We start from the raw sequence: 19,964 nt of genomic DNA on the forward strand, positions 1-19,964 counted from the left end.
GCATGGAACGGCAACTGGACGCTTACTGCGAACACCTGCGCAGTGAGCGGCAGGTGTCGCCTCATACGCTGTACGCCTACCGTCGCGACCTCGATAAGGTGCTGGGCTTCTGCGTCAAACAGAACATCGGCAGCTGGGCTGCACTGGACATCCAGCGCCTGCGCAGCCTGATCGCCCGCCTGCATTCACAGGGCCAATCGTCCCGCAGCCTCGCGAGACTGTTATCAGCGGTTCGCGGGCTCTATCACTATCTGAATCGCGAAGGCCTGTGCGACCACGACCCGGCCAATGGCCTGGCGCCGCCCAAAGGCGAACGCCGCCTGCCGAAAACCCTCGACACCGACCGCGCGCTGCAACTGCTGGAGGGCGCGGTGGAGGATGATTTCCTGGCGCGGCGGGATCAGGCGATTCTGGAGTTGTTCTATTCCTCGGGATTACGTCTTTCAGAGCTGACCGGGCTCAATCTGGATCAGCTGGATCTGGCCGACGGCATGGTTCAAGTGCTGGGCAAGGGTAGCAAAACCCGTCTGTTGCCGGTCGGCAAGAAAGCGCGCGAAGCGCTGGAGCTGTGGTTGCCCCTGCGCGCGATGACCAACCCGGCCGACGACGCCGTATTCGTCAGCCAGCAAGGCCGACGCCTCGGGCCACGAGCGATTCAGGTGCGAGTCAAGGCGGCCGGCGAGCGGGAGCTGGGGCAAAACCTGCACCCGCACATGCTGCGGCACTCCTTTGCCAGCCACTTGCTCGAGTCCTCGCAGGACTTGCGCGCGGTGCAGGAACTGCTCGGCCACTCGGACATCAAGACCACCCAGATCTACACCCACCTGGATTTCCAGCACCTGGCCACGGTTTACGACAGCGCCCATCCACGGGCCAAACGCATTAAAGGCGATGACTCATGACCATCCAATTGATCACCTTCGACCTCGACGACACCCTCTGGGACACCGCCCCGGTGATCATCAGCGCCGAGGCCGTACTGCGTGAATGGCTGACCGAGCATGCGCCGAACCTTGGGGGCGTACCGGTAGAGCATTTGTGGGCGATTCGTGAGCGGATCCTCAGTAGTGAACCGGGGCTCAAGCACCGCATCAGCGCGTTGCGTCGTCGAGTGTTGTTCCACGCCCTGGAAGAAGCCGGTTACGACGATCACCAGGCAAACGATCTCGCCGACCAAAGCTTTGAAGTGTTTTTGCATGCGCGGCATCAGATCGAGGTGTTCCCGGAAGTCGAGCCGACCCTGGAAACCCTGGCCAAACACTACGCCCTCGGCGTGGTCACCAATGGCAACGCCGATGTGCGTCGGTTAGGGCTGGCGGACTACTTCAAGTTTGCCTTGTGCGCCGAAGACATCGGCATCGCCAAACCGGATGCGCGCTTGTTTCATGAAGCGTTGCAACGTGGCGGGGCAACACCTGAAACGGCTGTGCACATTGGCGATCATCCAGGCGATGACATTGCCGGTGCGCAGCAGGCAGGGCTGCGGGCGATCTGGTTTAACCCGCAAGGTAAAGCGTGGGAAGCGCCGAAGGCTCCGGATGCCGAGATTCGCAGTTTGACCGAATTGCCGGCGTTGCTGGCCCTGTGGAATTCCCGACACCCATCCTGAAACCACCGATTTTCCCTTGTAGAAGTGAGCCCGCTCGCGATTGCGGTGTGACATTCAGCATTTATGTTGCCTGACACACCGCAATCGCGAGCAGGCTCACTTCTACAGGGGATCGTGTCGAGCTCAAGCGTTTTGCACCGCCCATGAAAAAGCCCGCAGCGACGGCGGGCTTTTTCAGCAAGCAAGGGCAGACGCTTAGATAGGCCGGCTGCCGTACTTGTTATCAGGCTTCTTGGGAGGATCGGCGACCACGTTGGCCTCCACTTCCTGCACCTTGCCGCCCTTGGCCAAAAACTCTTCCATGGCCCGCGCGAGAGCATCGCGTTCCTTGTTCTTGGCTTCGACACTCGGCAGCTCATCGACCGATACCGCTGCCTTGGCTTTGCCTTTGGCGGTCGGAACGGGCGCGTCGCCACCGTCGTCTTCAGCGACGTCTTCGGCCGCTGCTTCCAGACCTTCTTCGGTTTCGTCGTCGTCGCCTACTTCGAGGTCGTCGTTTTCCAGATCATCGTCGCTCATGTTCTACCTCATGACTCTTGCGAAAAGCAGATTAGTTATAGCCCAGCTTTACCGTCTGTCGACAGTTGCCGGAAAAATTCAATAACCGCTGGTGACCAGCGGTTCATGCCTCTTCACCGTGCACGGTGGCGAGGACTTTACGGGCACCGCCAAAATCACGGTGCTCGCCCAGATAAACACCTTGCCAGGTCCCCAGCGCCAGTCGGCCTGCCGAGATCGGCAAACTGAGCTGACAGCCAAGCACGCTGGCCTTGAAGTGCGCCGGGAGGTCGTCCAGGCCTTCGTCGTTATGCTCATAGCCGTCTGTTCCTTGTGGGATCAGACGATTGAAAAATCGTTCGAAGTCGCGACGTACCGCCGGATCGGCGTTCTCGTTGATGGTCAACGACGCCGAGGTATGCTGTAGCCACAAATGCAACAGACCGACCCGACACGCCTTGAGTTCAGGCAAGCCGGCGAGTAACTCGTCCGTTACCAGATGAAAGCCCCGGGGCCGTGCCCGCAGGGTAATCAGAGTCTGTTGCCACATACAGTTCTCCGCACGTTCGGGGCGCATTCTAGCGCGCTCTGGGAAAAAACAAAGGCCCTAATATTCCTTCAATCATGTAAGCCATTGCCTGCAGAAAAACGCCCGTCGCAAACGCCCCTGAACGTGTACGAAAAAACCTTTCAGCAGGTCCTTCACTGACAAACGCCAGACAAAAAAATGCCCGGCAAGCCGGGCAAGTTTTTTATGCGCGTCTTACAAGTTGTAGCCGCGTTCGTTATGGAGTGCCAGGTCGATGCCGACAGCCTCTTCTTCTTCCGTGATACGCAGGCCCATGACAGCGTCCAGGACCTTGAGAATGATGAAGGTGACGATCGCGGTGTAGATCACCGTGAAGCCCACGCCTTTGCACTGGATCCAGACTTGTGCGGCGATGTCGGTGACGGTGCCGAAGCCACCCAGCGACGGTGCAGCGAACACACCGGTCAGGATCGCGCCGAGGATACCGCCGATACCGTGCACACCGAAGGCGTCCAGGGAATCGTCATAACCGAGTTTGCGTTTCAGGGTGGTGGCGCAGAAGAAGCACACCACGCCCGCTGCCAGGCCGATCACCAGCGCGCCCATCGGGCCCACCGTGCCAGCGGCTGGCGTAATGGCGACCAGACCGGCGACCACACCCGAAGCAATACCCAGTGCACTCGGTTTGCCGTGAGTCATCCACTCGGCGAACATCCAGCCCAGTGCGGCCGCGGCGGTTGCGATCTGCGTTACCAGCATCGCCATGCCGGCGGTACCGTTGGCCGCCGCAGCGGAACCGGCGTTGAAGCCGAACCAGCCGACCCACAACATCGCGGCGCCCATCAAGGTGTAACCGAGGTTGTGCGGGGCCATCGGAGTGGTCGGGAAGCCTTTGCGCTTGCCCAGTACCAGGCAGGCAATCAGACCGGCCACACCGGCGTTGATGTGCACCACGGTGCCGCCGGCGAAGTCGAGTACGCCCCAGTCCCACAACAGGCCGCCGTTACCGGACCAGACCATGTGCGCAATCGGTGCGTAAACCAGGGTGAACCACACGCCCATGAAGATCAGCATGGCGGAGAACTTCATCCGCTCGGCGAAGGCACCGACGATCAGCGCAGGAGTGATGATGGCGAAGGTCATCTGGAAGGTAACGAACACCGCCTCAGGGAACAGCGCCGCAGGACCCGTCAGGCTGGCTGGCGTGATGCCGGCGAGGAAGGCCTTGTTCAGGCTCCCGAAGAACGAGTTGAAATTGATGACGCCCTGTTCCATGCCGGTGGTGTCGAACGCGATGCTGTAGCCATAAATGACCCACAGGACGCTGATCAGGCCGGTAATGGCGAAGCACTGCATCATCACGGAAAGAATGTTTTTGGACCGAACCATGCCGCCGTAGAACAGCGCGAGGCCGGGAATGGTCATGAACAGCACGAGGGCTGTCGAGGTCATCATCCAGGCGGTGTCGCCAGAGTTGAGGACTGGGGCCGCCACTTCGTCTGCCGCCAAGGCCAGGCCGGGCATTACGAGGGACAACAGGGCTCCTAGCCCTGCGAATTTACGCAGAGTCATATTGTTTTCTCCTGGGGCGTTGGGTTTGTGGCGGCGTTTAAATCGCGTCGGTATCGGTTTCGCCGGTACGGATGCGAATCGCCTGTTCCAGATTGACCACGAAGATCTTGCCGTCACCGATCTTGCCGGTGTTGGCTGCCTTGGTTATCGCCTCGATAACCCGGTCCAGATCCTTGTCGTCAATGGCGACATCGATCTTCACCTTGGGCAGAAAATCGACCACGTATTCCGCGCCGCGATATAGCTCGGTGTGACCCTTCTGCCGACCGAAGCCTTTGACTTCAGTAACGGTAATGCCCTGCACGCCGATCTCGGACAGCGACTCGCGCACGTCGTCCAGTTTGAACGGCTTGATGATGGCAGTGACTAGCTTCATGAAAACTCTCTCCCGAATTGGTGGACTTGCCCCAGGAAAACAAACCCGACTCAAGTCTAAGCGCAGTGCCTGGCTTTGTAACGCATCGTCGGCCTTGAATGCCCGTCCGACCCCAGCTAACCACCCCGTACGAAACACTTCCCCCGTTTCGCCTGGCGCACTGCATTCGTCACAGCGACTGCATCAGTGCATGGGTTGATAGTCACTAAGCAGAAAGCTTGCCATCTCGCCAAAACCCACTGAATTCAATCCCTTGGCCAATACCACGAGCCGGCGCCCTCCATTACCCGCGAACTAACGCACAACAACAGTGCGCTGCCGTCCGTCCGCATGCGCGAAAAGCGTGCGTCGACGACCCGCCGAAATTGACTATAGACACTGCGTGATACACTGCCCGCCATTGTTGACAGGACATTTGCCATGCTCGCACCCAAAGACTTCCTCGACGCCCTGACCGGCACCGCCTCACGCCTCTTCAGCGGCGACACCCCGCTGCCGAAAAGCGAAATCGAAAGCCAGTTCAAGGCTTTGTTGCAGAGTGGCTTCAGCAAGCTGGATCTGGTGAGCCGGGAAGAGTTCGATAGCCAGATGGTCGTGCTCGCACGCACCCGGGCACGGCTGGAGAGTCTTGAAGCCAAGGTGGCGGAGCTGGAAGCGAAGCTGAATCCACCTGCCGAGTAACACTGAAAATCCCTGTGGGAGCGGGCTCGCCCGCGAATAGCGTCACCTCGGTCTACCAGCCCTCCCACACTGGATAGACCGCCCCCTGTAGGAGCTGCCGTAGGCTGCGATCTTTTGATCTTCCGCCCCGCCACAATCTCGGCAACGTCCTACAAAGATCACCACCGCCGTCCGATAGCGCCGCGAAGCCCAGGTTCCTAAGCTCATCCCCAGCTGAATATTCAGCACTGGGTTTGGCGACCTGGAAGCTTAAGGTGCACGACGACCATCTCTCGAGTCATGGCGGCTGTGCGTGGGAGACCTTCGGGTCTGCCGGGTTCCTTTTGCTCCGGTTCGCCAACCCGCGTACAGCTGCCACCCCAATCGTTTGGCGACGATTGCCGGCAGCCCCATTAGCAAAAGGAGCTGTATCAATGAATAGCGATGACGCTTATCTGTCCCCACACATCTTCATCCGCCACAAACTCTATCTCCACGCCCTGCTGTTGGAAAACCAAGCCTGGTTTAGCGCCCGTGATCTAGGCCGTCTCTTGCGCCTCTTCCTCGACGAACGCGCCGTCCGCAAACTCGATCCTGATCAACATCAATCCGCGCGAGTTCTCATCCACGGCACCCTCGAAAACACCCTGCTAATCAGCGAATCTGGCGTCTACGCCCTGCTCGTCTACCACTACTGCCCCGAATACCGAGGCCTGCGCGAATGGCTGACCCACGACGTAGTGCCAGCCCTCAGAGACGCCCAACATCCGGCAACAAGCGAACGCCCGATTCTGAGTCTGTTGAACTGGCCGGAGATGTCGCTGAGTTTGCTGCACTGGAATAACCAGCCGTGGATTCGGTTGCAGGATGTTCCGCAGATGCTTGCCGGGCCATGAACGGCCGCAGCGCTCGATCAATGCATCGTGGTGGAAGCGTGCTTCGCGGATGTTGCAATCGCTTTAAGTATTTGAAGCCCTACCACGTTCGATTTCGGCTTCCCGCAAATCGTAAGTCGCTTGCAGGTTCAGCCAGAACTCGGGCGTGGTGTTCAGGCAATGAGATACCTTGCCCGCTAGATCGGCACTGACACAACGCTGGTACATGACGATTTCGTTTACCGTTTCCAAACATTCGTCCAACGAATGGGCGAACGCTGATTCTGAAATGCCTAACGGCTCAAGAAACTCCTCTTTGAGGATTTCACCGGGATGAATCGGCCGCATTCCATTACTGTTCATTTTTCCTCTCCGAAGGCAGCGATCAATTGACGATCATAAGCAGCCCTGCCAGCCAGACAAGATCGCTCACACCCTTTCGCCGCCGTCCTTCATCAATCCAGGCAACGTCCTACAACAACCTCATCCCGCGACTGATTACGTCGTAAATCCCCACTCCCTTACGCTTCCCCCATCAGAAAGACACTCGCAACATCCTGCGAAGATTTGGCACCTGCGCCATCACACGCCCCCGACTACCCTTCAAAAAACCGCAGGAAGCGGTTCCCGTAAAGCTCAAGGAACGACCATGTCCCTCTCCATCGTTCACAGCCGCGCCCAGATTGGTGTCGATGCGCCCGCCGTTACCGTAGAAGTCCATCTGGCCAACGGTCTGCCGTCATTGACGATGGTCGGATTACCCGAAGCGGCGGTAAAGGAAAGCAAGGATCGGGTACGCAGCGCGATCATCAACTCCGGTCTGCAATTCCCGGCGCGGCGCATCACGCTGAATCTCGCGCCTGCGGACTTACCAAAGGACGGCGGCCGATTCGATCTGGCGATTGCCTTGGGGATTCTGTCCGCCAGCGTGCAGGTGCCGACGTTGACGCTGGATGACATTGAATGCCTGGGAGAGCTGGCGTTGTCCGGCGCGGTACGTGCCGTGAGAGGCGTGTTGCCGGCTGCACTGGCTGCACGCAAGGCCGGACGCTCGTTGATGGTGCCACGGGCGAACGCCGAGGAAGCGTGCCTGGCCTCGGGGTTGAAGGTGTTTGCCGTGGACCATCTGCTGGAAGCCGTTGCTCACTTCAACGGACATACGCCGGTCGAGCCCTACGTTTCCAATGGCTTGCTCTACGCCAGCAAACCCTATCCGGACTTGAATGAAGTGCAGGGGCAAATCTCGGCCAAGCGCGCATTGCTGATTGCGGCGGCTGGGGCTCATAACCTGCTCTTTAGCGGACCGCCGGGGACCGGGAAAACGTTGTTGGCGAGTCGGTTACCGGGGCTGCTTCCCCCGTTAGCCGAAAACGAGGCGCTGGAAGTCGCTGCCATTCAATCCGTCACCAGTTGCGTGCCCTTGAGCCACTGGCCGCAAAGACCATTCCGCCAGCCCCATCACTCCGCCTCGGGGCCGGCATTGGTTGGCGGTGGCTCGAAGCCGCAACCCGGCGAGATCACCCTCGCCCATCATGGCGTGCTGTTCCTCGACGAACTTCCGGAATTCGATCGCAAGGTGTTGGAGGTTTTAAGGGAACCGCTGGAGTCCGGGCACATCGTGATTTCCCGCGCCAAGGATCGCGTGAGGTTTCCGGCGCGCTTTCAACTGGTGGCCGCGATGAACCCGTGTCCCTGTGGATATCTTGGCGAACCCAGCGGCAAATGCAGTTGTACACCGGACATGGTCCAGCGTTATCGCAACAAATTGTCGGGGCCTCTGCTGGATCGGATCGACCTGCACCTGACTGTCGCCCGAGAAGCCACGGCTCTGAATCCTGCGCTCAAACCCGGTGATGACACCGCCACTGCTGCGGTACTGGTCGCCGACGCCCGGGAGCTTCAAAACAAACGCCAAGGCTGTGCCAACGCATTCCTTGATTTGCCAGGGCTGCGTCGACACTGCAAGTTATCCACAACCGACGAGGCGTGGCTGGAAACTGCTTGCGAGCGTTTGACCTTGTCACTCAGGTCAGCCCATCGACTGCTCAAAGTCGCACGCACTTTGGCAGACCTTGAACAGGTCGATGGCATCACCCGCGAACATCTGGCGGAGGCATTGCAGTATCGGCCAAGCACAAACTGACGAAAGTCATTCCTTGGTCAGATCAACCAACGGCACCTGCCGCACCTCAGTCTCCCGCCCACCCTGAATCTCGCTCACCCGCTTCAGCGCCTTATCCACAGCCCCTTTATCTGCCAACAGGCTGTAATGAATCTGAAACTGCTTCTGCTCTTTAACCCCAATCATCGGCACCAAACCAAGCGGCCGCTGGTACCGACGGTTGTAGGAAAAACTCGTCCCTGGCTCCAATCCGGTGACATACCCCTGCCCTTGCGTATCGGTGTTTTTCCACAGCGAAAACACTGGCAACTGCTGAGTATTAAACCCAACCGACACCCCAAGGCTCCCGGCCTTGTTATGCAGCACGGTCAGCGTATCGCCCTTGGCGTCGCCGTAGGGCACGACGTTGTAAACCGTCTCGTCGTAGTCCTTGGTCGGCGCACGGTAAGTCTGCCAATCCGGCAAATCCCCTTTGGCCTTGTCGTTGAATGGCGACACCTGTTTCACCGGTGCCACAAACCGCGCGCCCTGCTCCAGGAACGGCGTGCTGAAGTTGCTGTGGTACAGCGCCTGGTATTCCTTCGGATAATCCCCGTTGTTGGTCAGGGTGTCGTTGAGGGCAAACGTGACGCTACCGGGCTCTGTGACCAGTTCGGTCATCACCGAGAAGTCGACTTTCTTGAACGCCTGTTCTTTAAGCTCGCCACGCAGGCTGATGGCGTAAGGCGGTTTCTCATCGATGTGCAGGGTGACTTTGCTGGCCGGGATGTTGGCGGCGCGGCCATGGAGGGTCAGCAGTTCGCCGTTGTCCATGCCGGGATGGCCGACCCATTCGTAGCCGCAGCGGGCAACCAGTTCGTTGAAGCCTTCGAGCCAGCCCAGGCCGCCGCGGCCGTTGAGTTCGATGAAGGACGGATTGACCACATCCTTGACCGGCGAATCCCAACCCATGCGCACAGTACCAACCGACGCCTGCAAGACGTTCATCCCGCGGGTCGGTACCACCGAGAGTTTCATCGTGCCGTTATCGATGTCGACGATGCTGACGCCCTCTTGCCGACCGCCGTGCAAGGTGCGAAGGGTCACGGAAAAAGGTCGGTCGGTTTTCAGTCCGAGTTGTTGGCTGGTGATCTGCCAATTCTGGGGAGCCTTGTCGCTGTCGAGCAATACGTAATCCCAGGCCAGGGCGTGAGAGGCAGCGGTGAGCGCGCCGAGTGCGACAGCGAATTTGAGCGGGGTCATGGGGAAAGCCTTTCTTGGAGTTGTGGGTTTTTTATAGCGCTGATGAATCGTTTCAGCAAGCTTAAAAAAGCACACCACCAAACCTTCCCACGTCAATTCAAATTGACCTCATGCAACCTCTGCGCACTTACGCTAGTCTCATACGGTTTTGGACCTCCGCTAATTGACGGCGACATCATTATGACATTAAGGTCGCCAGCTAATTGCAGGAGCAAGCGCAGACGCTTTTGTCTGTCATTTTTGCGCAACGGAACATAGGGAGTTTGAATGCGCGGGGCATTATTACGCAGCGGTAAGAGCGGGTCATTCATTGCCCTGGGTGAAACAGGTCAGCCGGTCTACCGGGCTGCCTTGCAATTGCGCGAAGCCATTCGCCGCAAAAATCCTGAGTTGGTCGATCATCTGGCCATCCCCCAAAGCGATGAGCTCGGTAACCAGATCGACTGGTACAGCGGCCTCGACGGTGATGTGATCCCGTGGAGCAGTGCGACCGAAGAAGAACGCGCCCCTGCCCGCCGCCAACTTGAAGCGCTGAAAACCGCGCTCGAGGAACTGAGCCAGCGTTTCCTGGTGACTGATTCCGGCGAACCGCAGCAAGGCGACAAAGCCGTGTTCGGCAAGCTGCTCAAGCGCGTCATTCATTTCCCCGACGAGAATTTCGTCTACCTGGTGCAAGGCAAACCGGTGCTGACCTTTTGGGGTTTCGAGCATGCCGGTAACGGCACTCGCGATCCCCTGCACTGCCTCTATCAGGTTCCGCCCGCGTTCACGCTTCCACCTGAGGTCGAACCCGCGCCTGTTGTTGCGCCCGTCGTACCGGTGGTTGCTCGTCCATGGTGGCGTCGCTGGTGGTGGCTGTTGCTGCTGCCGCTCCTGCTGCTGCTTTTGTGGTTGCTGCTCGGCCTGCGCGGTTGCGTGCCGATTCCGTCGGTGGCGGTAGATCTGTTGCCTGAGGGCATCGTGCCGGTGGAAAAACAACTGGAAGAGCCGCAAGTGACTGGCAATGTCACGACGCTGAATGGCGTTCCGGTGAATGGCGCTGTCGTGGGCTCCACCACAGGAACTGGCACCGCCGTGACCGGTACTCATGGAGTAGAAGCGCCCGCGGTCGAAGGTAGCGAGGCTGACACAGCGCCCGCCGGCGTGACCCAAGACCCCGCCAAAGACCCGGCAGCAGACCCGGCCGCCGAATCGCCAACCACACCACCCGAAAACAAAACCGCGCCGCCGGATATCACCTCCCCCGAGGGCGAAAAACCCGCCGCTGCCGCAAAACCCGGCCCTCCCCTGAGCATTCCGCCAGACGCCGCTGACGGTGCCGCCAAGTTCCTCGACGGTCAGTACCGTGCCGGGGCGGGTATTCAGGATCGCCGGACCGGCAAACCGCTGCGTCTGGAGTACCAGCTCAAGGACGGCAAGGGCGAAGTTACCGTGCATCAGGCCGACGGCACCAAGTGCAGCGGGCCAGTGAGCGCTACCATGAAGGGAGGCAGCCTGGCCATCGACAGCCAGGGTCAGGCCGTGTGCGCTGACGGCAGCACGTACGACATGCCCAAGGTCAACTGCCGCAAAGGGGCGACCACGGTCGCGGACTGCACCGGCGGTTACGGAAAAGATCAATTCCCCATGTCCATGCGGCACGTGGCCGAATAAAAACGGAATAACCCGACATGTTGCCTGAAGTCACCCAATTCGAAGACACCGTCACGCTGGTCAGCGACACCGGCATCCAGTTCATGGATTTCGCCCTGCGCCTGGATCCCCGCAAGGAACCGGCGGGCGAATTCGCGCCGATGATCAGCGGGTTGATCTGCCGCCTGGCGTACAACGAAGAGAAAGACTTCTTTTTCTACGAGCCCGAACCGGAAAAGATCGAGAAAGCCAAGCCTGCGTTCAGCGTCGACATGAAAAGCAGCCTCGAATTGCTCGACGGTGTCTGGCTGCCGACTCCGTTTTTCCGTTTCATGCCGCCTCATCGCTTCGATGAAGGTCCGACCAACTGGTCGCGCATGCGCCTGGTGAAACTGGCGACACCCGACATTGACGGCAACACCCACCGTCTGACGATGGCGTTCGACAGCCGCGTCATGCCCAAGCGTGACGGCACCGCTTACCTGGCGCCAAATGAAGAGGACATCAGCTCCGGTGTGTCCTTCAAACTGGCAACCAAGGCCAGCGAAACCCGCTGGTTCCTGGCGCAGCCGTGGGTCAACGAGTGGCTGCTGGAAGTCTTCAACGAAGGCAATGCCCACCGTTCGCGCGCGGAGCTGGACACCGATATCCGCGCCAACTATCACCTGGCGCACTACCTCAATTTGCTCAGCCTGTTGGGCGCACCGTCCGCCGCCCAGCAATCGACGGCCCGTGCGAAAGTTGAAATCCCCGAGCTGAAAGTGGTCGCCAACGACAGCAATGGCCTGGTCAAACCGATTCCGGTGGACCTGGTGCTGGACGTCGGCAACTCGCGCACCTGCGGCATCCTGATCGAGAACCACGGTCAGGCCGGCTCCGGGCTGAAGCAGAACTACGTGCTGGAACTGCGCGACCTGATCACCCCGGAACACACCTACAACCTACCGTTCGAAAGCCGCGTGGAATTCGCTCAGGCGTACTTCGGCAAGGACCACTGCTCGGTCAAGAGCGGCCGGCACGATGCGTTCCAGTGGGCGACGATTGCCCGCGTCGGCAATGAGGCCAGCCGTCTGGCCAGCCGTCGTCGCGGCACCGAAGGCTCTACCGGCCTGTCCAGCCCGAAACGCTACCTGTGGGACGAAAATGCCTACGGCCACGGCTGGCGTTTCAACTGCTCGTACATCAAGACCGACAGCGAGCCGTACGCCACCGCCGCGCCGTTCTCGCACTTGATCAACGAAACCGGCGAGGCGCTGTACAGCCTTGAAGAAGATGATCGTCTGCCAGTGTTCATGCCGCGTTATTCGCGCAGCTCGCTGATGACCTTCATGCTCGCCGAAGTGCTGGCCCAGGCGCTGTCGCAAATCAACAGCCCGGCCCAGCGCTCGCGCCAGGGTCACACCCGCGTGCCGCGCCAGCTCAACAGCATCACCCTGACCGTGCCGCCGGGCATGCCCCAGGCCGAGCGCAGCATCCTCAACGAACGCATGCTGCAAGCCATCGGCCTGGTGTGGAAAAGCCTCGGCTGGCATGCCGGCGAGGAAGACCCGCATTTGGATCAGGCTGTCAGCCCGCGCACGCCGATCCCGAGCATTCGCGTGGAATGGGACGAAGCCTCCTGCGGACAGTTGGTGTACCTGTACACCGAGGTCAACGAAAACTTCGCCGGTCACCCGGAAGAGTTTTTCGACACCATCGCCCGGCCCGACAAAACCGACCGCGAACGCATCACCCTGGCGACCATCGACATCGGCGGCGGCACCACCGACCTGGTGATCACCGACTACCGCCTCGACCGCGCCGGCAACACCGGCAGCGGCAGCAACGTGCACATCGTGCCCGAACAGCGTTTTCGCGATGGCTTCAAAGTGGCCGGTGACGACATCCTGCTGGACGTGATTCAAGACTTCATTCTGCCGAGCTTCGAAAAAGCCTTGCAGAACGCGGGCGTGAAAGCCCCGGATTCACTGATGTCGCGTCTGTGTGGCGACGAGTCGGTCAGCGCTCAGGACATGATCCTGCGCCAGCAATTGAACCTGCAGGTGTTCGTCCCACTGGGCCTGGCGCTGCTCAAGGCGTACGAGCACTACGATCCGCAGGTCCCTCAAGAAGTCACCCCGCAAAGCTATCGCCAATTGCTCGGTGACAACGCGATCAGCCAGACCGTGCTCGACTACGTCAACGCCGCCGTGCGCCGCGATGTCGGGGGCCAGAGCGGTTTCGACCTGTACGAATCGCTGATCGGCTTCGACCTGCAAAAGCTCCACGCCGCGTTTCTCAACGATCAGATCAACATCACCAAGATCCTCGGCGCACTCTGTGAAGTGGTCGCGCACTATCCGTGCGATGTTCTGCTGCTGACTGGCCGCCCTTCGCGTCTGCCCGGCATCCAGGCGTTCATTCGCAAGGTGCTGCCGCTGCCACCCGGGCGCATTCTGGCGCTGCAAAACTATCGCACCGGCGGCTGGTACCCGTTCCACAAGAACGGCCGCATTGACGACCCGAAAAGCACCGCTTCGGTGGGCGCAATGTTGTGCCTGTTGTGCGCCAACCACAGCGTGCCGAACTTCTACTTCCGCTCTTCGGCGCTCAAACCGTATTCGACGGTCAAGCACATCGGCGTCATCGACCTGAACAACGTGATCAAGGATGCCGACGTGCTGTACCGCGACATCCAGTCCGAAGACTACAAAATCAAGTTGCCGGAAATCGGAACGGGCGATGACGCCGACACGCCGCAGCTGGAAATGCGCGGCGACCTGCGTCTCGGTTTCCGCCAGTTGGCCGCTGATCGCTGGGCGGCTTCGCCGCTGTACATCCTGCGGTTCACCAAGGCCGGCCGGGAAAAGTTCTCCCGGGCGATTGGAGAAAACGGCAGCGCGCCGCTGCTCAAGGTGCGCTTCGAGGTCAAGGCGGCCGACAAGTACACGCGCAAGCAGGATCTGGTCAGCGACCGCCTTTCGGTTCGCGACATCGAATCCAACAGTAACAACGTCAACTTCAACCCGCGCAGCGACCTCGAGCTGGAACTCAACACCATGCTCGACGCCGGCCTGCGCGAGACCAAGTACTGGCTCGACAGTGGAAGTGTGAAACGCAAATGAATGACCTGACCCCCGATCAAACTCAGCTCTCTGCCAGTTGGGCCGCTGTTTATGAAGGTGCCGGTCAGGCGCTGGACTGGATTGCCCAGACGCGCGGCAACGCGCCGCGCCTGGACAGCGAAGCCGATAACCTGAACATCCGCCTGCACCGTGCCCGCAACCTGGCTCACAGCCTCGGCCGCGTGGCCTGCACGCCGATGACCATTGGCTTTTTCGGCTTGTCCCAGGCCGGCAAGTCCTACCTGATTTCGGCCCTCGCGGCAGGTCAGAATGGCAAACTGGAAACCGATTTCGGTGGCCAGCGCCTGGACTTCATCAAGCACATCAACCCGGTCGGTGGCGGCAAGGAAGCCACCGGTCTGGTGACACGCTTCAGCCGTCGCGCGACGGAAAGCCAGGACAATGACTTTCCGGTACAGCTCACGCTGTTCAAGGAAATCGAGCTGGCGAAGATTCTCGCCAACTCCTGGTTCAAGGATTTCGACCTTGAGCGCATTTCCTACGAGATCGACGAAGAGCGCATCCAGCGCGTGCTCAAACCGTTCGAAGGCCGCGAAACCGGGCCGCTGCAAACGGGCGTCAACGCCGACGATCTAGTGTCGCTGTGGGATTACCTGCGCGACAACTTCCGCAACTCGGTGAAAAAACTTGAGCACCTGTACTGGCCCAAAGCGTTGCAGTTGGCGCCACGCCTGAATTTCCAGGAACGGGCCGAGCTGTTTTCGATCCTGTGGGGTGAGCAAAGCGAGCTGACGCGGGTGTACCAGCAACTGGCCGGTGCGCTGCACGCGCTGGGCCTGCCCGAAACCGTGTTCGCACCGCTGAAAGCGTTGGTGAGTTTCGAAAACGACACCTACAGCCAGCGCGACAGCATCATGAACGTCGACATCCTCGAACGCTTCGGGAGCCCACGGGACTTGCCGATCGAGGTTCGCCCCCTGATTGGCGGTCGCCTGCAAAACAGTCAGGGCATCCCGGTCGCGCAACTGGCGGCACTGACGGCCGAAATGACCTTCCGCCTGATCGAAGCGCCGCTGGATGACATCGTCAATCAAGTCGACCTGCTGGATTTCCCCGGTTATCGCGGGCGCAAGAAACTGCACGAGATCGCCGACTCCAACGATCCGCAATCCGCCACCAAGGACAACTCCGTTTCGCAGCTGATCCTGCGGGGCAAGGTCGCCTACCTGTTCGAGCGCTACACCGACAACCAGGAAATGAACGCGCTAGTGGTCTGCACCGGTTCGACCAAGCAGAGCGACGTCAACGACGTGGGCCCGGTGCTGACCCGCTGGATCGAAAAAACCCAGGGCGCCGACTCCGCCGCTCGCAGCAAACGCGACACCGGTCTGATCTGGGCGCTGACCATGCTCGACCTGCGCATCACCAACTCCCTGAGCCTGACGCCAGATCAGTACGACGAGAGCTGGAACGGCATGGTCAAGCTGACCATGCTGGAGCGCTTCGGCAGCCTGAGCTGGATGAGCGACTGGGCCGGCACGCCGTTCCAGAACACCTTCCTGGTGCGCAAACCGCGCATGGACGCGGCGTTCATCGAGCAAGACGCGAGCGGTGCGGAAACCGGCCTCAATGCCATCTATCAGGAGCGTGTTGACGCACTGGGCAGCAGCTTCGCCAGCAACGCCCTGGTGTGCAAACACATCAAAAATCCGGTCAATGCCTGGGCGGAAATGCTGCGCAACGATGACGGTGGTATCAGTCACTTCAGCAGCAGCTTCACCGGCGTGGCCAACATCGAATTCAAATTGCAGCGCATCCGCGAACAATTGAGCGAATGCCTCGAAGGCCTGACCACTCACGGCTTGAGCACCTGGTACCACGCCGATGGCGATGGTGCCGCCGCCGCGAAGAAAGCCCAGGCGCAGATGATTCTGACTGGTCTGGGTCGGCGCCCGGCCGTGCTCGGCGAGCTGATCGATCAACTCGACATGCCGAGCGAAGAAGTGCGCGACCTGTACCTCAGCGGCGTGTATGAAACCGATGACGAGCCAGCCGCGAACGACGAGCCGGCCGCCCCGACGCCGAGCCAGAGCCTGTACGGCAACGACGCCGGTTTCGATTTCGATTTCGGTGACGACACGAGCCTTGTCGCACCGGTCAGCAGCAAAAACGGTACCCCCGCGCCCGAGCTGCAAAGCAACGAGCACCGATTCGCCAAAGCGGCGTTCAAGGCCTGGATCGCGCACCTGCGCGAGCTGACCACCCGCCAAAGCCTGCTCAATCTGCTCGGCCTGGAAAAGGCCTTGCTCGAAGCGGTGGTCGACGAACTGATCACCGCCGGCTATCGCCAGGACTTGCCGGGGCAACTGAGTCGCGCCGTCCTCAAGCGTGCACAAAGTGGCGCGCGACGCGATCAACTGGTCGAACGCCAGGTATTCGAAGTGCAACGTGTGCTGCGCGATTTCGTGTCCTGGTTCGGCTACCTGCAGAAGCCGGTGAGCGAGCGTCCGAACAGCCGCGCCGGGGCCAAGGCGCCGCTGTTCTCGTTCTACACCGACGTTGGCCCGGGACAAGTGCCCGTGCTGCCGGCACAACCGGCGAACCAGGCGCAGCGCTACCTCGGCGACTGGCTCTCGGGCCTGGCCTACATCACGCAGGACAATGCCGGCCATGGTGCCGGACGTGAAATCACCCCTGAACAGAACGAACGGCTGGGCAAAGTGCTCACAGCCTTCACAGCGAGATAAGTAATGCCAATTCGTGTCGACCTGCTCGCGTTAGAGCCCAATGTGCCTGGCAAGGCCCGCCTGACTGTGAAGAAATGGCAGGGTGGCGAGGAACAGCTGGAGTTTTCCATTCAGCGTAACCAGGACGGTTTTTACCTCCAGGACCACAAGGCCTGGAGCAACAATCCATTCTGGTTCAAGGTCTCGCGCTTCAACGTCACGGACAGCGGCGATGGCCTGGAAGCGCAGGTCGGCCCGGACGTGGTCGACCCACTGCTGGAAGGTGGCGCCAACTCGCAATTCCAGATCGAACTGCGCGAGCAGAGCCACGGCCACACCGACAAAGGCGTGGTTCGTCCAGGCGTTGGCGTGTTGCCGTCCACGGCCGGCGGCCAGACGCGCTCGACGTATGGCGGCGCCGAACTGACGGCGCCGAGTGCACCGGCACCAGCACCGGAAATCCTGGAAATCCCGGAGCTGCCGGAACTGGTCCTGTCCACCGCCGAGCCCGAAGTGGAGCTGGAGTCAGTGCCCCACGAGCCCGACTACGCACCACCTCCCCCGCCGGTGAAGAAAAGCAACAAAGGCCTGATCGGCCTGTTGGTTGTCGTGCTGTTGCTGCTGGCCGCGGGTGGTGGATTCTGGTTCTACAAACGCACCCCGGCGCCTGCCCCGGTGGCCGCCAACCCTGCCGCCGCACCGGCCGGCGCTGATGCTCAAGCCTGTACCGTGGAGAGCATGAACAGCCTGCCTGAATTGACCTTCGTCCAGACCTGCATCAAGGCGGCGCCCGACAGTGCCAAGTTGCTGGAGATCATCAACCAGGCCAAGGCCGGCAAACACTGCGGTGTCGCCCAACGGCTGTACGCCAACCGTGCCCAGGCCGGTGACGCGCTGATCGCCAACGCTTATGCCCGTGAATACGACCCTAAATACCTGAAGGCCAGCGAGTGTTTCCCGACCGCGGACAACGCCACCGCCGCCTACTGGTATGAAACGATCCTGACCCAGGACCCGAACAACGCCGAAGCCAAGCAGCGTTTCGAGGAGTTGCAGAAGTGATGCGCTCTCCCCTGAGTCGTTTCCTGCTGAGCGGCGCCGCCCTGTTGGCACTGTGCATCAGCCCGTTGTCCCAGGCCGATGACAAACCGCTGATCCAGGCCGGTAAAAAGACCCTGTTCCAGCGCGTGCTGACCACACCCGGCTGCAAGATCAGCCCGACGGCAGGCGGTGCCGCCGGTGACGAACAGCCGGTGTTCAGCCGCTTTTACGTGTACGAGCGCGCCCAAGCGAACAACGCCGAGTGGCTGAAAGTCGGCCCCGACAGTTATGGCAAAACCATTGGCTGGTTGCCGGCCGGCTGCACCACAGACTGGAAGATGCAGCTGACACTGGCCTTCACCAACCCGGCCAATCGCGACCGGCTGCTGTTTTTCAAGGACCGCGCCACCGTCGAAGCCATCCTCGATGCGCCGGACCCGGTAAGCAAAGTTGCACCGCTGCGGGCCAAGCTGAAAAAGGGTCAGCAGGCGCCAGGCGTGCTGGCGGAAGAGCCTGAATTCTTCGTCGACCTGCAAAAGCAGTTCTACCTGCTGCCGGTGCTCAGCGGCGAAGAAGTGATGACCGAAAGCGGTTTCCGCACGCGCCTGCTGAACGTCGCGTCGGTCAGCAAACCGGATGACAAGAACGCCAAGCCCGGTGCTGCCAACAGCGCTGCCGGCGGCAAGGAAGCCGAGGACAAAAACACCAACCAACTGAAGGAGTTCAGTGCGGCCGTGGTGTTTGTCATCGACTCGACGATTTCGATGGACCCGTACATCGACCGCACCCGCGAGGCGATCCGCAAGGTTTATCAGCAGATCGAAGCGCAGAACCTCGGCAAGCAGGTCAAGTTCGGCATGGTCGCTTTCCGCTCCAACACCCAGGCGGTACCGGGGCTGGAATACACCACCAAGATGTACGCCGACCCGACCAAGGTGAAAGACAGCGCCGACTTTTTTGCCAAGATCGCCGACCTCAAACAGGCCACCGTGTCGAGCAGTAGCTTCGACGAAGACTCGTTTGCCGGTGTCATGGAGAGTATCGACAAGGTCGACTGGAGCCAGTTCGGCGCGCGCTATGTGGTGCTGATCACCGATGCCGGCGCCATCGAAGGCGACGACAAGCTGTCGAAGACCGGGTTGAGCGCTGCGCAGGTGCGTATCGAGGCCGCCAACCCCGGCGTGGCGATTTACACCCTGCACTTGAAAACCCCGGCCGGGGCCAAGGACCACGCCAAGGCTGAGGCGCAATACAAGAACCTGTCGACTTACCCGGGCACCAACACCTCGCTGTACTACCCGGTGGACGCGGGCGATGTGCATGAGTTCGGGCGCAAGGTCGACGCACTGGCCGCCGCGATCACCACCCAGGTGAAAGCCGCCTACATGGGTGAAGACGCCATCGGCAGTGCGGCGAACGCCAAGCAGGACCCGGCCGAGAAGAAAATGCTCGAGGACGCGGCGCTGATCGGCCACGCCATGCAACTGGCCTATCTCGGCGAGAAGACCAACAGCAAGGCCCCGCCGGTGTTCAAGGCGTGGATCACCGACCGCGACCTGATCAAGCAGAACATCCCGACGACCGATGTGCGGGTACTGCTGACGAAGTCGCAGCTCAGCGACTTGAGCGACGTGATGAAGCAGATCCTCGATGCCGCCAACGAAGGTTTGATTTCGCCAACGGAAATGTTCGATCGCCTGCGTTCCGTGGCGGCGACCATGGGCGCCGATCCCAATCAGCTCAAGCAGAACAGCAACGCCAAACTGGCGGACATGGGCGTGCTCGGCGAGTACCTCGAAGACCTGCCCTACCAGAGCGAAGTGCTGAACCTGGATGAAGAGACCTGGAAGAGCTGGGACGGTCTGGCGCAAGAGAAATTCATCCGCACGCTGAACACCAAACTGCGGCATTACCAGCGTTACAACGCTGACGTCGACCGCTGGGTTGCTTTAGCCAAAGACAGCGATGCGCGGGACAACGTGTACCCCGTGCCACTGGAAATGATGCCTTAACGAGA

At 60.5% G+C, this 19,964-nt stretch carries 15 protein-coding genes and 1 pseudogene; 10 read left to right on the forward strand and 6 right to left on the reverse strand.

Annotation, left to right across the window (positions count from 1 at the left end; all coding sequences use genetic code 11):
* Nucleotides 1-2: 2 nt before the first annotated feature.
* Nucleotides 3-902, forward strand: coding sequence for a tyrosine recombinase XerC (gene xerC, locus H8F22_RS16910; RefSeq protein ID WP_008040629.1), 900 nt, complete (start codon nt 3-5; stop codon nt 900-902).
* Nucleotides 899-1,609, forward strand: coding sequence for an HAD family hydrolase (locus tag H8F22_RS16915; protein ID WP_194940474.1), 711 nt, complete (start codon nt 899-901; stop codon nt 1,607-1,609). The genes xerC and H8F22_RS16915 overlap by 4 nt, the downstream gene beginning before the upstream one ends.
* A gap of 195 nt (nt 1,610-1,804) precedes the next feature.
* On the opposite strand, the gene sutA is transcribed toward H8F22_RS16915, so the two are convergent.
* From sutA to glnK, 4 genes are all read right to left on the reverse strand, one after another.
* Nucleotides 1,805-2,128, reverse strand: coding sequence for a transcriptional regulator SutA (gene sutA / locus H8F22_RS16920; RefSeq protein WP_008050867.1), 324 nt, complete (start codon nt 2,126-2,128; stop codon nt 1,805-1,807).
* Nucleotides 2,129-2,231: 103 nt separating this feature from the next.
* A complete protein-coding gene (locus tag H8F22_RS16925) occupies nt 2,232-2,657 on the reverse strand; it encodes a secondary thiamine-phosphate synthase enzyme YjbQ (protein ID WP_008030499.1) in 426 nt (141 codons plus the stop codon).
* Between the two features lie 213 nt (nt 2,658-2,870).
* Nucleotides 2,871-4,208, reverse strand: a complete 1,338-nt coding sequence (locus H8F22_RS16930; RefSeq protein ID WP_027926392.1) for an ammonium transporter — start codon at nt 4,206-4,208, stop codon at nt 2,871-2,873.
* Nucleotides 4,209-4,245: 37 nt separating this feature from the next.
* Nucleotides 4,246-4,584 (reverse strand): P-II family nitrogen regulator, encoded by a 339-nt coding sequence (glnK, locus tag H8F22_RS16935; protein ID WP_002555808.1) that lies wholly within the window; start codon nt 4,582-4,584, stop codon nt 4,246-4,248.
* Nucleotides 4,585-5,004: 420 nt separating this feature from the next.
* Here glnK and H8F22_RS16940 point away from each other — a divergent pair, with 420 nt between their 5' ends.
* Complete coding sequence (locus H8F22_RS16940) at nt 5,005-5,265, forward strand: accessory factor UbiK family protein (protein WP_007942366.1); 261 nt, start codon at nt 5,005-5,007, stop codon at nt 5,263-5,265.
* Between the two features lie 413 nt (nt 5,266-5,678).
* Nucleotides 5,679-6,207, forward strand: a pseudogene (locus tag H8F22_RS16945) (BRO-N domain-containing protein).
* Here the strand turns inward: H8F22_RS16945 and H8F22_RS16950 are convergent.
* A complete protein-coding gene (locus tag H8F22_RS16950; protein ID WP_032833699.1) occupies nt 6,204-6,482 on the reverse strand; it encodes a HigA family addiction module antitoxin in 279 nt (92 codons plus the stop codon). The pseudogene H8F22_RS16945 and the gene H8F22_RS16950 overlap by 4 nt on opposite strands.
* 286 nt (nt 6,483-6,768) lie before the next feature.
* On the opposite strand from H8F22_RS16950, the gene H8F22_RS16955 reads away from it, so the two are divergent.
* Nucleotides 6,769-8,262, forward strand: a complete 1,494-nt coding sequence (locus tag H8F22_RS16955) for a YifB family Mg chelatase-like AAA ATPase (protein WP_059181966.1) — start codon at nt 6,769-6,771, stop codon at nt 8,260-8,262.
* Between the two features lie 6 nt (nt 8,263-8,268).
* Here the strand turns inward: H8F22_RS16955 and H8F22_RS16960 are convergent, their stop codons facing one another.
* Nucleotides 8,269-9,483 (reverse strand): aldose 1-epimerase family protein, encoded by a 1,215-nt coding sequence (locus tag H8F22_RS16960; RefSeq protein ID WP_027926387.1) that lies wholly within the window; start codon nt 9,481-9,483, stop codon nt 8,269-8,271.
* Between the two features lie 267 nt (nt 9,484-9,750).
* Between H8F22_RS16960 and H8F22_RS16965 the strand changes: the two genes are divergently transcribed.
* Genes H8F22_RS16965 through H8F22_RS16985 form a run of 5 tightly spaced genes read left to right on the forward strand, consistent with a single transcriptional unit; the run spans nt 9,751 to nt 19,959 of the window.
* Nucleotides 9,751-11,136, forward strand: a complete 1,386-nt coding sequence (locus H8F22_RS16965; protein ID WP_059181965.1) for an SrfA family protein — start codon at nt 9,751-9,753, stop codon at nt 11,134-11,136.
* A gap of 17 nt (nt 11,137-11,153) precedes the next feature.
* Nucleotides 11,154-14,219 carry a virulence factor SrfB gene (locus H8F22_RS16970; protein WP_059181964.1) on the forward strand — a complete coding sequence of 1,022 codons (3,066 nt, stop codon included), beginning with the start codon at nt 11,154-11,156 and terminating at the stop codon, nt 14,217-14,219.
* Nucleotides 14,216-16,927, forward strand: coding sequence for a putative virulence factor (locus H8F22_RS16975; protein ID WP_059181963.1), 2,712 nt, complete (start codon nt 14,216-14,218; stop codon nt 16,925-16,927). Before H8F22_RS16970 ends, H8F22_RS16975 begins: the two co-directional genes overlap by 4 nt.
* A 3-nt stretch (nt 16,928-16,930) precedes the next feature.
* Nucleotides 16,931-17,968: a hypothetical protein gene (locus tag H8F22_RS16980; RefSeq protein ID WP_027926383.1), complete on the forward strand. Its 1,038-nt coding sequence runs from the start codon at nt 16,931-16,933 to the stop codon at nt 17,966-17,968.
* Nucleotides 17,968-19,959: a vWA domain-containing protein gene (locus H8F22_RS16985; protein WP_027926382.1), complete on the forward strand. Its 1,992-nt coding sequence runs from the start codon at nt 17,968-17,970 to the stop codon at nt 19,957-19,959. The genes H8F22_RS16980 and H8F22_RS16985 overlap by 1 nt, the downstream gene beginning before the upstream one ends.
* Nucleotides 19,960-19,964 lie beyond the last annotated feature (5 nt).

Origin of the sequence: Pseudomonas mucoides (assembly GCF_015461845.1) — a bacterium.
GTDB lineage: Bacteria > Pseudomonadota > Gammaproteobacteria > Pseudomonadales > Pseudomonadaceae > Aquipseudomonas > Aquipseudomonas mucoides.